This window comes from Microbispora sp. H10885 (genome assembly GCF_014161415.1).
Classification (GTDB): domain Bacteria; phylum Actinomycetota; class Actinomycetes; order Streptosporangiales; family Streptosporangiaceae; genus Microbispora; species Microbispora triticiradicis.
Genome location: NZ_JABBWY010000016.1, coordinates 101,694 through 115,012, shown reverse-complemented (window position 1 = coordinate 115,012; position 13,319 = coordinate 101,694). Strand labels below are relative to the sequence as shown.

The following is a 13,319-nucleotide window of genomic DNA, read 5'->3' as shown; positions in this document are numbered from 1 at the left end:
CGCCATGCCACGACCACGCCCCGCGCGCCTGTCCACCATCGTCCTGGCCGCCGCGACGGCCGCAGTGACGGCCGCCGTCCTGACCGCGTGCGGCAACGGCACCGCGTCCGGCGGAGGTGGCGGCGGCGGTACGACGGAGCGCACCATCCGCATCGCCTACCAGGCGTTTCCCAGCGGGGACCTCATCGTGAAGAACAAGGGGTGGCTGGAGCAGGCGCTGCCCGGCTACACGATCAAGTGGACCAAGTTCGACTCGGGCGCCAGCATCAACACCGCCTTCGTGGCCAAGAGCGTGGACATCGCGGCCATCGGGTCGAGCCCGGTCGCCCGCGGGCTGTCCCAGCCGCTGAACATCCCCTATCAGGTGGCGTTCGTGCTCGACGTGGCGGGCGACAACGAGGCCCTGGTCGCCCGCGACGGCAGCGGCGTCTCCTCGGTGGCGGACCTGCGCGGCAAGAAGGTGGCCACGCCGTTCGCCTCGACGGCTCACTACAGTCTGCTCGCCGCCCTCGATAAGGCGGGGGTGCCGGAGTCGGCGGTGAACCTCGTCGACCTGGAGCCGCAGGACATCGTGGCGTCCTGGACGCGCGGGGACATCGACGCCGCCTACGTGTGGCTGCCGACGCTGGACGAGATCAAGAAGACCGGTAAGACGCTCGTCACCAGCCGCGAGCTGGCGACGGCGGGCAAGCCGACCCTCGACCTCGGCGTGGTGTCGACGGCGTTCGTCAAGGCGCACCCCGAAGCCGTCGACGCCTGGCGCAAGGCCGAGGCCAGGGCGCTCGACCTCATCGCGAACGACCCCGACACCGCCGCCCAGGCGGTGGGCGCGGAGCTCAACCTCGGCAAGGACGACGCCAAGGCGCAGCTCAGCCAGGGCGTGTTCCTCAAGCCGGCCGACCTGTCCTCGCCGGAGTGGCTCGGCACGCCCGGCCAGGTCGGCGGCCTGGCCAAGAACCTGGTGAGCGCGGCGCAGTTCCTCAAGGACCAGCAGAAGATCGACTCGGTGCCCGACCTCGCCACGGTCGAGAAGGCCGTCTACACCGAAGGGCTTCCCGGTGTCCTCGCGCCCTGACCCGGCCGCCGCCTCCACTGCCGCCCCCACTGTGGCGGACGAGGACGCCGCCGCCGTCCGCCTGCACGAGGTCGGGCACGTCTACGACGGCTCGGGAGGTCCCGTCGCCGCCCTGGGACCGATCTCCCTCACCGTCCCGTCCGGGACCTTCCTCGTGCTCGTCGGCGCCTCCGGATGCGGCAAGAGCACGCTGCTGCGCCTCGTCGCGGGCTTCGAGAAGCCCACCTCCGGCACCGTGCTCACCGGGGGCGCCGAACCCGTCCCCGGCAGAGGCGCCGGGATCGTCTTCCAGCAGCCCCGGCTGTTCCCGTGGAAGACCGTGGGCGGCAACGTCGAACTGGCCCTGCGGTACGCCGGGGTGCCGCGTGCGGAGCGCGCCCGCCGCGTGCCGGAACTGCTGGAACGGGTGGGCCTGCACGACGTGGCGGACCGCCGGATCTGGCAGATCTCGGGAGGGCAGCAGCAGCGGGTTGCGATCGCCAGGGCGCTCGCCGGCGACGACCCGCTGCTGCTGCTCGACGAGCCGTTCGCCGCCCTCGACGCGCTCACCCGCGAGCGCCTCCAGGAGGACCTGCGCCGGGTGAGCGCGCAGACCGGCCGCACGTCGGTGTTCGTCACCCACAGCGTCGAGGAGGCCGTGTTCCTCGGCAGCCGGGTCGTCGTGCTCACCCGCCGGCCGGGCCGGATCGCGCTCGACCTGGAGGTCGGCCTTCCGCGCACCGGGATCGAACCCGACGAACTGCGCGCCCTGCCCGAATACGCCGCGCTCCGCGCCGAGGTCGGCCACGCCGTACGCGCCGCCGCCGCCTGAAGCACAGCCGCCACCCGAGGAGAACGAGATGACCACATCGACCGCCGTCAAGCTGGACCTGCGACCGCTCGGCCCCCACTTCGGGTCGGAGGTCGAGGGGCTGGACCTGGCACACGCCACCGACGAGGAGCTGGCCGCGGTGCGCGCCGCCCTCGTGGAACGCAAGGTGCTGTTCTTCGGCGGCCAGAGCCTGGACGAGGACGGGCAGGTGGCGCTCGGCCGCCGTCTCGGCGAGCTGACCGCCTCCCACCCGGTCGTCGGGGGAGTCGACGAGGCGCATCCCGAGATCTACGCACTCGACAGCGCCGACAACGGCTTCGCCGACGTCTGGCACACCGACGTCACGTTCATGCCCCGCCCGCCGCTCGGCTCGATCCTGCGCGCGGTGGTCCTCCCGCCCACGGGAGGCGACACCAGCTGGGCCGACAGCCAGCTCGCCTACGACTCGCTGTCCGCCCCGGTGCGGGAGCTGGCCGACCAGCTCACCGCGGTGCACGACGGCAACCGCGAGTTCGGCTACTACCTCGCCCAGCGCCGGTCCGGCAGGGGCAGTGTCTGGGACGGCGAGGTCGTCACCCGCCTCGACCCGGTGGAGCACCCGGTGGTCCGCGTCCACCCCGAGACCGGCCGCAGGGGCATCTTCGTCAACCCCGGTTTCACCTCCCACATCGTCGGCGTGTCCGAGGCGGAGAGCCGGGCCATCCTGGATCTGCTCTACGCCCACCTCACCAAGCCCGAGCACATCGTCCGGCACCGCTGGAGGCTCGGCGACGTCGCCATGTGGGACAACCGGAGCACGGCCCACTACGCCAACCGGGACTACGGCGACGCCCACCGGGTGATGCACCGGATCACCCTGCGCGGCGACCGTCCCTTCGGCCCCGGACGACGTTCCTGAGCTCAGTACATGCGCGGCGGCGCGGGGTCGGTGCGCACGTGCAGCAGATGCGGCCGGTCGTCGGCGAGCGCGGCGGCGAGGGCGCTCTTCACCTCGGCGGGCTCGGACACGTACCGGGCCGCGCAGCCCATTCCCTGGGCCAGTGCGACGAAGTCGAGCCCGCCCAGGTCGACACCGGGGATGCCCGTGCCGCCGGACGCCTCGCCGAGCAGCCGCACCGCCGCGTACCGCGTGTTGTCCAGGATCACGAAGGTAACCGGCGTCCGCTCGCGCGCCGCGGTCCACAGGGCCTGGATGCCGAACATGGCCGACCCGTCGCCGAGCACCGCGACCACCCTGCGGCCCGGCCTGGCCAGTGCGGCGCCGACCGCGGCCGGGAGCCCGTAGCCGAGCGCGCCGCTCGCGGTGGTGAGGAACCCCGTGTCGGTCGCGGTGATCGGCAGGTGGTCGTGCAGCACGCTGCGGTGGCTGGGCGTCTCCTCCACCACGATCGCGTCGGGGGGCAGCAGTTCGGCGAGCGTGGCGTAGACCTCCGCCGCGGTGATCATCCCTTCCGCCGGTCCCGCCGGCCGGGCGAGGACGGGCGGGGCCGCCCTGCCGGTGACGCGCGCCCGGCGGACCGGCGCACCGTTCGCGGCGCTGCCGAGAGCCTCGTCCAGCGCCCGGAGGGCGAGCAGCGGCGTCGCCCTGATGCCGGGCCCCGTGTCCGCCCTGGCCAGCACCTGTTCGTCGTCGCTGACCACGAAGAGCGGGGGCAGCGGGACCTCGGCCTCGCCACGGTAGACGTGGTAGGTGAAGGCCGGGGCGCCGATCACCACGACCAGGTCGTGCCGGGCCAGCGCCGCGGCGGTGGCGCGCTTCTCCGCGTCGAGGAAGCCCAGGAAGAGGGGATGGTCCTCGGGGAAGGAGCACCGGGGCGAGACCGGCGCGGCCCAGACGCCCGCCCCGACGCGTTCCGCGAGGGCGACGAGGTCCGCGACCGCGCCGTCCGCGTCCACGCCGGGCCCGGCCACGATGCCCGGCCGCGCGCTGCCGTGCAGGGCCCGGGCCAGCGCCGCGAGGGCGGCGGGGTCGGGGCCGAAGCCGGGGATCGCCGGACGCGCGGCGACCGGCGCGCCCGCCTCCGCGTCCCAGTCGTCCGCCGGAACGGAGATGAAGACCGGGCCCCGCGGGGCCTGGGACGCCACGTGGTAGGCGCGGGCGATCGCCGCGGGCACGTCCTGCGCCCGGGCGGGCTCGCAACTCCACTTGACGTACGGCCGGGGGAAGGCGGTGGCGTCGGTGGCGCCGAGGAAGGGGTCGCCGCGCAGCAGCGTCCTGCTCTGCTGGCCGGCCATCACGATCAGCGGGGCGTGGCCGCGCGCGGCGTTGAACACCTGCCCGAGGCCGTGGCCGAGGCCGCCCGCGCTGTGCAGGTTCACCAGCACCGGCCGCCTGGTGGCCTGGGCGTAACCGTCGGCCATGGCGACGACCACCGATTCGTGCAGCCCGAGCACGTAGCGGAAATCGTCCGGCCAGTCGGTGAGAAAAGCGACCTCGGTGGTTCCGGGATTTCCGAAAACGGTGGTCAGGCCGAGTTGCCGGAGCAGCCGGCGGGTGGCGTCCCGGACCGTCCTGTCGCTCGCGATCGAATTCACGGGAAACGCCTCCCAAAATCTCAGGAACGGGCGGAAAGCCGCATGGTGAAAAGCCGGGCGCAAAATCCCCGGAGTAGCGGCGCCCGGTCGCCGAGATGTTTCTCGACACCGTGCAGCAGCGTGTCGAATCCGTCGCGGTCGCCCGTGGAGGCGAGCGTGTCGATCGTGGCGACGGCCTCGCGCAGCGCCGCCCTCGCCGCGGCGGCGTGCGGGTTGGCCACCTGGATGTCCCAGTAGACCTCGGGGTTGCCGCCGGTGATCCGGGCCAGGACGGCGAGCATGGTCAGGTGCGGGGGCGGGGCCAGGGCGAGCAGCGCCTCGGCGTCCGCGCCGCCCGCGACGACCGCCTGCCCGAAGGCCAGCACGGCGGCGTGCGTGGCCGCCTGGAGGACCGCCGTGACGCGGTCGTGCTCCCCGGCGGTCAGCTCGACGACGCGGGCTCCGGCGGCGGTGATCGAGCCGAGCAGCGCGGCGGTGCGCGGGCCGTCCGCCACGCGTACGGCGGCCACGGCGTTGTCCTGCCAGCCCAGCGCGGGCGCGAACATCGGGTTGAGCCCGCACGCCTCCGCACCCCGGGAGGCCGCCGCACGGGCGAGAGCGGGCGTGACGGCCTCCTTGACCGACAGGGTCTCGACCAGCAGCGCCCCCGGCCGTACGGCCGGCGCGCAGGCGGCGACGGCCGGGACGGCGACGTGCTCGGGCAGCGCGAAGACCACCGTGTCGGCCCGCCGCAGCACGCCGAGCAGGTCCGCCGACGGGCGGCACGCGTCCGCGACGATGACCGCCGTGCCGGGGATCTCCGCCGCCCGCACGTCCGCGCACACCACCGGGCCGTCCGGGAGCCGCAGGCGGGCGAGCAGCCCGCCCACCTCGCCCGCGCCGCCGACCACGACCGTCGTCATCGGGACTCCACCGGCTCACCGGCGCGCAGCGCGGCCACGTCGATCTTCCCGTTCCGGTTGCGCGGCAGTTCGGCGAGGACGACGTACCGGTCGGGCCGCATGTACGCGGGGAGCGTGGCCGCCGCGACCGCGCGGAGTTCGTCCTCGGTGGGCGGGGCGCCGCTCGCGGCGACGAAGGCGATCACCTGCTCCGCCCCGCCGGGTGGCGTCCGCAGGGTGACGAAGCAGCCGGTGACGGACGGATGCCCCGCCACGGCCGCCTCGATCTCCCCGAGTTCCACCCGGAAGCCCCTGATCTTCACCTGGCTGTCGGTGCGGCCGGCGATGTGCAGCTCACCGCCGGGTGACCAGAACCCGCGGTCGCCGGTGCGGTAGATCCGCCCGCCGCCCCTGGGGTCGGGCAGGAACCGCGCCGCGGTGAGGCCGGGACGCCGGTGGTACCCCCGCGCCAGGGCCGGGCCCGAGACGCAGATCTCGCCGATCACCCCCGGGGGCGCCGGCCGGAGCCCGGCGTCCAGGACCTCGACCCGGTAGTTGGGCAGCGGCCCGCCGATCGGGATCCGCCCGTCCGCGGCGTCGGCGATGCCGCAGTGGTGGGCGGTGGCCCACACCGCGCACTCGGTCGGCCCATAGTCGTTGAGCAGCACGGCGTCCGGGCAGGTGAGCAGATGGCGCGCGACCAGCCGGGGCGGCATCGGCTCGCCGCCCACCGAGACCAGCCGCAGCCGGCTCAGGCACTCCTCCCCGGCCGCCTCCAGGACGAGCCCGTAGTGCGACGGGACGGAGTGGATGTGGGTGATCGGCACCCGCCGCAGCAGGGCGCGCAGGGCCAGCGGGTCACGCGCCTCGGTCTCGGTCGGCAGCACCGCCGTCCCGCCGCCGGTGAGCGTCCAGTAGAGGCCGCCCGCGGCGCCGTCGAAGCACAGCGGCATGGTGACCAGGTCGCACTCGGGCGGCGGGCCGCCCACGCCGCGGGCGTGCGTGGACACCACGATCGCCCGGTGGCTGACCGCCACGCCCTTCGGCACGCCGGTGGACCCGGACGTGTAGATGACGTAGGCCAGGTCGGCCGTCCGCACCGGCACATCCAGGTCGTCTCCCCGATCGGGGCCGGTGCCCGCGCCCGGCCCGTCCGGGTCCAGCAGGCGTACGCCCGGGAACCCGGCCGGGAAGCCGAGGGGGGCTTCGGCAGGGGAGCCGCCGGGGGACTCGCCCGGGGAATCCTCAAGGGACTCGCCGGGGGAGGCGGCTGCGCCATCGCCGGTCGGCCGGCCCACCGCGAGCCGCACGCCGGAGTCGGCGAGGATGCGGCGGATGCGGTCGGCGGGCTGGGACGGCTCGATCGGCACGTAGGCCGCGCCGGACTTGAGCACGGCGAGCATCGCGACGACCGACTCGGCGGCGCGGCCGGCGAAGACCGCGACGAGGTCGCCGGGGCCGGCGCCGGCCGCGCGCAGGCGCCGCCCGAGCCGGTTGGCCCGGGCGTTCAACTCGCCGTAGGTCAGCGTGACGTCGCCGCAGACGAGCGCCGTACGCGCGGGCTCGGCCGCGGCCCGGCGCTCGATCAGCGTGTGCAGGCAGACGTCCTCCACCGGCTGCGGCTCGCCGCCGGACCAGGTGGCGATCGCCGCGCGCTCGGCGGTGGTGAGCGCGGCGACGTCGCGTACCGGGCGGTCCTCGGCGATCTCCCCGAGGACCGCGAGCAGCCGGTCGGCCAGGGCGGCGACCACCTCGGGGTCGAACAGGCCGGTGTCGTGGTCGAGGCACAGCCCGCCGTCCGACCACCGCACGACCAGTTCGTGCGGCACGGACGCGACGGCGCCGGGCTCCGCCGCCTCCCGGCCTCCTCCCGCGACGGCGACGCGGGCGACCACGCCGGCCGGGAGGGGCGGCGCGGCGCGGAGGTCCTCCGCCACCCGGCCGACCAGGTCGGCGGCCCGTTCGCGCTCGTCCACGAGCACGGTCAGCGCGACCGGGCGGGGGGTGACGACGGCCAGGCGCACCTCGGGCTCGCCCGTGTGGCGGGCGAGCAGGATCGCCGCGGCCGCCGCCAGGACGGCCTCCGGCGCCGCGCCTTCAGACACCCTGCCTTCAAACACCCTGCCTTCAGACACCGTGCCTTCAGACACCACGCCTTCAGACACCAAGCCGTCCGGCAGGGTGCTCTCCGGCGTCGCGCCTGCTGTGCCCGCGCTGCCCGGCCGTGCGGTTTCCGGTGCCGCGGCTTCCGGCTGCGGGTGTTCCGGGGTCGCGCCGCCGGGGGCGGGCCACGGCCGGAACACCGTGTCGGTCGTGCCGGACGGCACGCTGCCGCAGCGGAGCCACGCCGGCAGCTCGCCGCCGTGGCGGACCCCGCCGTCGGGGTGCGGATCTCCCGGGAAGGCCGTACGGCCGGGCAGCCGGTTCACAGCAGCACGCGTTCGTGCGGCGCGGACCGGTGTGCCCGGGACTTGCGCAGGTCCCGGGTGACCAGCACCTTCTTCAGCCACCGGTCGGTGCCGTCGAACCTGGCGCGGAACGCGCTCCTGCCGTGCACGGCCCGGTAGTTGTCGACGATGAGCAGGTCGCCGGGGCCGAGCGCGACCCCGCACAGGTTGGCCTCCAGCGACCCGACCAGGGCGGCCAGCGCCTCCTCGGCCTCCCCGTCGCCCGGCAGCGCGGACATGAACACCGGGTCGATGCGCAGGTACGGCGCGTCGGGGTGGCCGAACAGGACCGCGCTCGGCTCGGGCTCGTCCTGCATCCGCTGGATGCTGTGCATCGCCATGCCCATCCCCGCCGCCTCCTCGGCCCGCGCCCGCAGCCGGTTGAGGTGCTCGTTGTCGGGGCGGATGAGGAAGCGCGGCTGGGCGAGCACCGCGCGGTGTGCGGGGTCGATCCGCACCTCGTCGACGCCGGCCACGGTGGTCGGCACCGCGTCGTGGTTGCGCAACCCGAGCAGGAGCAGGTAGTCGCAACGGAGGGGGTGGAAGCCGTCCTCCGTGTGCCACTCCAGCTGCACGGTGCCGTGCCCGCTCTGCTCGCGCTCCTCGGTCGGCATCGGCACCACGTCGTGCACGAGCTTGCCGTTCTGCAGGGACGACCAGCCGAAGACGTCGCCGAGCAGGCTCGCGACCAGCACCAGGTAGACCTCGTGGGCCGTGCGCGCGGGCACGGTCGAGGGCCTCGCCTGCTCCCGCCAGTCGAGCGGGGTGGGGCCGATCTCGTCGTCGGAGACCGGCAGTCCCCGGACGACCAGCGCCGGGCTGCTCTCGAACAGGCGGAGGGAGAGCAGTTCGCCGACCAGGCGCTCCGGCAGGCGATGGGCGTACGTCGCGGCGCCGTCGAGCAGCGCCGGGGCGGTGCTCGAACCGTGGCGGGCGGCGAGGGTGCGGGTGTAGGTGTCGATCTGGGCCGCGTCGGCCGGGTCGAGGTCGATGTAACGGATGCTTCCCGTCCCGGTGCTTCCCGTTGCGGCCTCGCCGTCCGGCCGCGGCATCGTTGAGACGTCCTCCATGGTGGTCCTTTCTCGCCTCACGCCCGCTACGCCGCGGCCCGCGCGGCAACCTCTTCGGGGGCCGGGAGGTAGCCGTTCTCCACGAGGAAGCGGAAGCAGGAGTGGGCCCACTCCTCGTTGACCGGCGGGCACTCGATGCCGGACCCGTCCAGGGCCGCGGTCAGCACCCGGCACTCGTCCATAGGGTCGACCCGCTGCTGCAGGTCGGGGTCGAGGGCGGCGTGCCGCATGGACGCCACGCGCAGGATCGGGGTCAGCGGGTAGAGGATGTGGTCCTCGTCGACCGCGAGGGCCTGCCGCCTGGCCTCCTCCTCCTCGACGACGTTGAGGGCGTAGCCGAACGACCGCAGCCACTCGTAGCACTGCTGCATCGTGGTCGGTTCCCGGTTGGTGATGTTGAAGTTCCGGCCGAGGTTCTCCTCCCGCAGGGAGGTGTAGACGATCGCCTTGGCCGTGTAGTCGACGGGCACCGCGTTGATCACGTCGTTGTAGAGCGGCAGCACGCCGAGGTCCAGGAAGCCCTTGAGGTAGACGTACAGGTAGTCGGTCTCGTGGGAGGCGCCGGTCTGGGTGTGACCGGTGATCATCCACGGGCGCTGCACGGTGACCGGGACGCCGCGGTCGCGGGCGAGGGTCACGATCCGCTCGGACACCCACTTCGTACGGGGGTAGCCGGTGGGGATCTTGGTGGGCCGGTCGGTGAGGTCCTGCTCGGTGAAGGGGCGCTCCGCGCCTGTGCCCATGAAGACGTCCACGCTGGAGATCAGGTGGAACGCCTTGAGCCGGGTGGTCGTCGCCAGCCGCAGCAGTTCCTCGGTGCCGAGGACGTTCGCGGCCTTCATCGCCTCGTAGGGGTAGGTGAAGTTGACGATCGCGCCGCTGTGGTAGATCGCGTCCAGCGACCCGGCCAGCTCGTCGTACGCCTCCTTCGACAGGCCGAGGGCCGGCTTCGCGAGGTCGCCGGTGACCACCCGCAGCCTGGACCGGTACGACTCGTCCCACGCCCGGTACTTGCGCAGGACCTCCTCCAGGCGGTCCCACGCCTCGTCCCGGCTCTGGCCGCGCACCAGGCAGTGCACGATCGCGTCGGTGCGCTCGATCAGCTCGACCGCGACGAAGGCGCCGAGGTAGCCGGTGGCGCCGGTGACCAGCACGTGCTCCGGCTCGAACCACCGGGCGTGCGGCAGGCCGTCGGGCCGTACGGCGGGGTCGAGCGTGACGTCGGCCTGCAGGTCGGCGAGCTGCTGCAGGTAGAGGGCGGCGTTGTCCTGCGCGCTGCGCTCGCGCTGCTGAAGCTCGACGACCCGGGCGATGCCCTCGACGGTCGGCACCCGGAAGATGTCGTCGATCGGCAGTTCGATCGTGTGCTGCCGGGACAGCTGCGCGGCGAGCCGGGCCACCAGCAGCGAGTTGCCGCCGAGGGAGAAGAAGTCGGCCGTGACGCTGAGCCGCGGCAGGCCGAGCACCGAGGCGAAGGTCTCGGCGATCTCCGCCTCCAGCGTGGTGCGCGGCTCGACGAAGTCGCCGGCGGCCACCTCCTGCGGCGTGGGCAGCGCGGCGAGGTCGATCTTGCCGTGCCGGGTCAGCGGCATGCGCTCCAGCGTGACGAAGGCGCTCGGCACCATGTAGTCGGGCACCTGCCCGAGCACGTGGTTGACCAGCGTCTCCTGGGTCAGGATGCGGCCGGACACCGGGACCACGTACGCGACCAGGCGCGGCATGCCGGGCTGGTCCTCGCGTACGGTGACCACGGCCTCGGAGACGAGGGGGTGGCGCAGCACCACGTTCTCGACCTCGGCCGGCTCGACCCGGAACCCGCGGATCTTGACCTGGGTGTCGGCCCGGCCGAGGAACTCGATGGTGCCGTCGGGCCGGTAGCGGGCCAGGTCGCCGGTCCGGTAGAGCCGGGCCCCCGGGGTGAACGGGTCGGGCAGGAAGCGGTCCGCGGTCATCGCGGAGCGGTTCACGTAGCCGCGGGCCGTGCCCTCGCCGCCGATGTACAGCTCGCCCGGCACGCCCGGGGGCACCGGGTTGAGCCGCCGGTCCAGCAGGTGGATCCGCGCGCCCGGGATCGGGCGGCCGATCGGCACGCGGGGCGCGTCGGCGTCCGCCGGCGACACCGGGTGCACCGAGGCCCACACCGTGGCCTCCGTCGGGCCGTACTCGTTGAACAGCACGGCGTCCGGCGAGTGGCGGTAGTGCTCGGCGACCAGGCTCGGCGGCAGCGCCTCGCCCGCGACGACGGTCGCGCGGACCGACGGGCGCGGCTCCGGGTCGGTCTCCAGCAGCAGGGCGTACTGCGACGGCACGCCGTCGACGTGGGTGACCTGGCGGTTCCGGATGAGCCGGCCCAGCAGGCGGGGGTCGAGCACCTCCGTCTCGGTCGGCAGCACGACCGTGCCGCCGCGGCTGAGCGTCCAGTACAGGCCGCCGCCGGCCGCGTCGAAGGTGAGCGGCGCCAGCACCAGGTAGCGCTCGGGCAGGCCCGGCCCCTCGCAGGCCGTACGCGCCTCGGTGGCGTGCACGATCTGCCGGTGCTCGACCGCGACGCCCTTGGGCCGGCCGGTCGATCCGGAGGTGTAGATGATGTAGGCCAGGTTCGCGGGACCCGCCGGGACGACCGCCCGGTCCCCCGTGTGCTCGGGGTCGGTGATGGAGACGCTGACCCGGGTCCGCCCGGCCAGCGTCACGGGCAGGGCGGCCAGGGCCTCCGCGCGGCCGACGAGCAGGCCGATCCCGGCGTCGTCGGCGATGAACGTCAGCCGGTCGGCCGGGTAGGACGGGTCGAGCGGCACGTACGCCGCCCCGGCCTTGAGCACGCCGAGCAGGGCCACCACGCTGTGCGGCGACCGGTCGACGACGACGCCCACCCGCGACTCGGGTCCGGCGCCCCGGGCGACGAGTTCGGCGGCCAGCGCGTCCGCGCGGCCGTCGAGGGAGGCGTAGCTGATCTCGACGCCGCCGCCGGAGACCGCCGTACGCTCCGGGTGCGCCTGGGCCGCCCGCTCGACGAGCGCGTGCAGGGTGAGCGACCGGTCGCGCTCGGTCCGCGTGTCGTTCCACCCGGCCACGATCCGCTCGTGCTCCTCCGGGGTGAGCAGCGGGATGTCGGCCAGCGGGTGGTCGGGGCGGGCCAGCCCCTCGGTCAGCACCACCAGGACGTGGCCGAGGAACCGCTCGACCGTGCCCCGGTCGAACAGGTCGGTGTTGTACTGCGCGCGCAGGTGCAGGCCGTCGCTCCGCCGCACCGCGAACAGGTCGATGTCGTGCGGGGTCCAGGTCACCGGCAGGTCGAGGGGCCGCGCCACCGCGCCGGGCAGGACGCGGTCGTCGGTGTCCTCCTCGAAGGCGAAGGTGGTCTGGAACAGCGGCGTGCGGCTCAGGTCGCGCTGGGGCTGCGCCGCGTCCACGATCCGGTCGAACGGGAGCCGCGCGTGCGCCAGAGCCTGCGCGCGGGCGGCGGTGACGCGCCCGGTCAGCGCGCCGAGGCCGTCGCCGGCCCGCAGCTCGACCCGCAGCGGCACGATGTTCTCCAGCGGGCCGACCGTGCTGTCCTGCGCGGCGCTTCCGGTGGCGGTCCACGATCCCGCCGCCGGGACGCCGATCGCCAGGTCGTGCTGCTGCGAGTAGCGCGAGAGCACGGCGGCGTACGCGGCCAGCAGCGTCGGCCCCGGGTCCTCGCGCCAGGCGGTCAGCGCGGCGGCCAGGGAGGCGGGCACCGGGACCGTGACCGCGTCGCCGTGGATGGTCTTCAGCGGCGGGCGCGGGCGGTCGGTCGGCAGCTCCAGCGGGCTGAGGGCGGCCAGCCCGCCGCGCCAGTAGTCGACGGCCTCGCCCGCGTCGTCGCTCTCGCTCCAGGCGCGCTGGGCGTCCACGAGGGAACGGAAGTCGGCGGGCGTGCCGGCGGGCGCGGCCTCGGCGCCGCCGGACAGGGCCGCGTAGCGCGACAGCACCTCGTCGACGATCAGCCTGACCGAGCGCCGGTCGGCGACCATCTGGTGCGCGGTGAGCAGGAAGACGTGGTCGTCCGGGGCGGCGCGCAGCAGCGACGCGCGGACCAGCGGCCCCCTGCCGAGGTCGAAACGGGTCCCGGTCTCGGCCGCCGCCACCCGGGCGAGCTCACCGTCGAGGTCGCCGGGGTCGATGTCCTGGACGGGCAGCCGCAGCGTCACCGCCGCCGCGGTGGTGGCGATGGCCTGGCCGTTGACCTCGCGGAACGTGGCCCGCAGCACCTCGTGCCGCTGCACGACGGCGACGAGCGCCTGCTGCATCGCCGCCGGGTCGATCGGGCCGGACAGCCGCACCGCGGCGCTGACCTGCCAGGGTTTGGCGGAGTCCAGTTGGTGCAGCAGCCACAGGCGGCGCTGCTCGAGGAGAAGGGTGCTGGGTGTCGTCTCGACCGATCCGTCCAGGAGCTTGGCGAGCAGCGCACGCTTCTCCTCCGGGGTCATCGACTCCAATTCCGGCCGCTGGCTCATGTGTCGCACTCCTGTCGGTGGA

General features: G+C 74.5%; 8 protein-coding genes. 3 read left to right on the top strand and 5 right to left on the bottom strand.

All coding sequences use genetic code 11. From position 1 onward, the window contains the following. Window positions 1-4: 4 nt before the first annotated feature. The 3 genes from HHX37_RS33170 to HHX37_RS33160 are packed head-to-tail and all read left to right on the top strand — an operon-like array spanning window position 5 to window position 2,784. Window positions 5-1,075: an ABC transporter substrate-binding protein gene (locus HHX37_RS33170; RefSeq protein WP_182887926.1), complete on the top strand. Its 1,071-nt coding sequence runs from the start codon at window positions 5-7 to the stop codon at window positions 1,073-1,075. Beyond that, complete coding sequence (locus tag HHX37_RS33165) at window positions 1,059-1,886, top strand: ABC transporter ATP-binding protein (protein WP_182887925.1); 828 nt, start codon at window positions 1,059-1,061, stop codon at window positions 1,884-1,886. Before HHX37_RS33170 ends, HHX37_RS33165 begins: the two co-directional genes overlap by 17 nt. 28 nt (window positions 1,887-1,914) lie before the next feature. Continuing rightward, window positions 1,915-2,784 (top strand): TauD/TfdA dioxygenase family protein, encoded by an 870-nt coding sequence (locus HHX37_RS33160; protein WP_182887924.1) that lies wholly within the window; start codon window positions 1,915-1,917, stop codon window positions 2,782-2,784. 2 nt (window positions 2,785-2,786) lie between these two features. On the opposite strand, the gene mdlC is transcribed toward HHX37_RS33160, so the two are convergent. From mdlC to HHX37_RS33135, 5 genes are all read right to left on the bottom strand, one after another. Continuing rightward, window positions 2,787-4,421 carry a benzoylformate decarboxylase gene (mdlC, locus tag HHX37_RS33155; RefSeq protein ID WP_220503343.1) on the bottom strand — a complete coding sequence of 545 codons (1,635 nt, stop codon included), beginning with the start codon at window positions 4,419-4,421 and terminating at the stop codon, window positions 2,787-2,789. Window positions 4,422-4,441: 20 nt separating this feature from the next. After that, window positions 4,442-5,323, bottom strand: a complete 882-nt coding sequence (locus tag HHX37_RS33150) for a prephenate dehydrogenase dimerization domain-containing protein (protein ID WP_182887923.1) — start codon at window positions 5,321-5,323, stop codon at window positions 4,442-4,444. Then, window positions 5,320-7,407, bottom strand: coding sequence for an amino acid adenylation domain-containing protein (locus tag HHX37_RS33145; protein ID WP_182887922.1), 2,088 nt, complete (start codon window positions 7,405-7,407; stop codon window positions 5,320-5,322). Before HHX37_RS33145 ends, HHX37_RS33150 begins: the two co-directional genes overlap by 4 nt. 320 nt (window positions 7,408-7,727) lie before the next feature. Beyond that, on the bottom strand, window positions 7,728-8,819 hold the full coding sequence (gene gntD / locus HHX37_RS33140) for a guanitoxin biosynthesis L-enduracididine beta-hydroxylase GntD (RefSeq protein WP_220499854.1): 1,092 nt from the start codon (window positions 8,817-8,819) through the stop codon (window positions 7,728-7,730). A gap of 26 nt (window positions 8,820-8,845) precedes the next feature. Next, a complete protein-coding gene (locus HHX37_RS33135; protein ID WP_182887921.1) occupies window positions 8,846-13,297 on the bottom strand; it encodes a non-ribosomal peptide synthetase in 4,452 nt (1,483 codons plus the stop codon). Window positions 13,298-13,319: the final 22 nt, after the last annotated feature.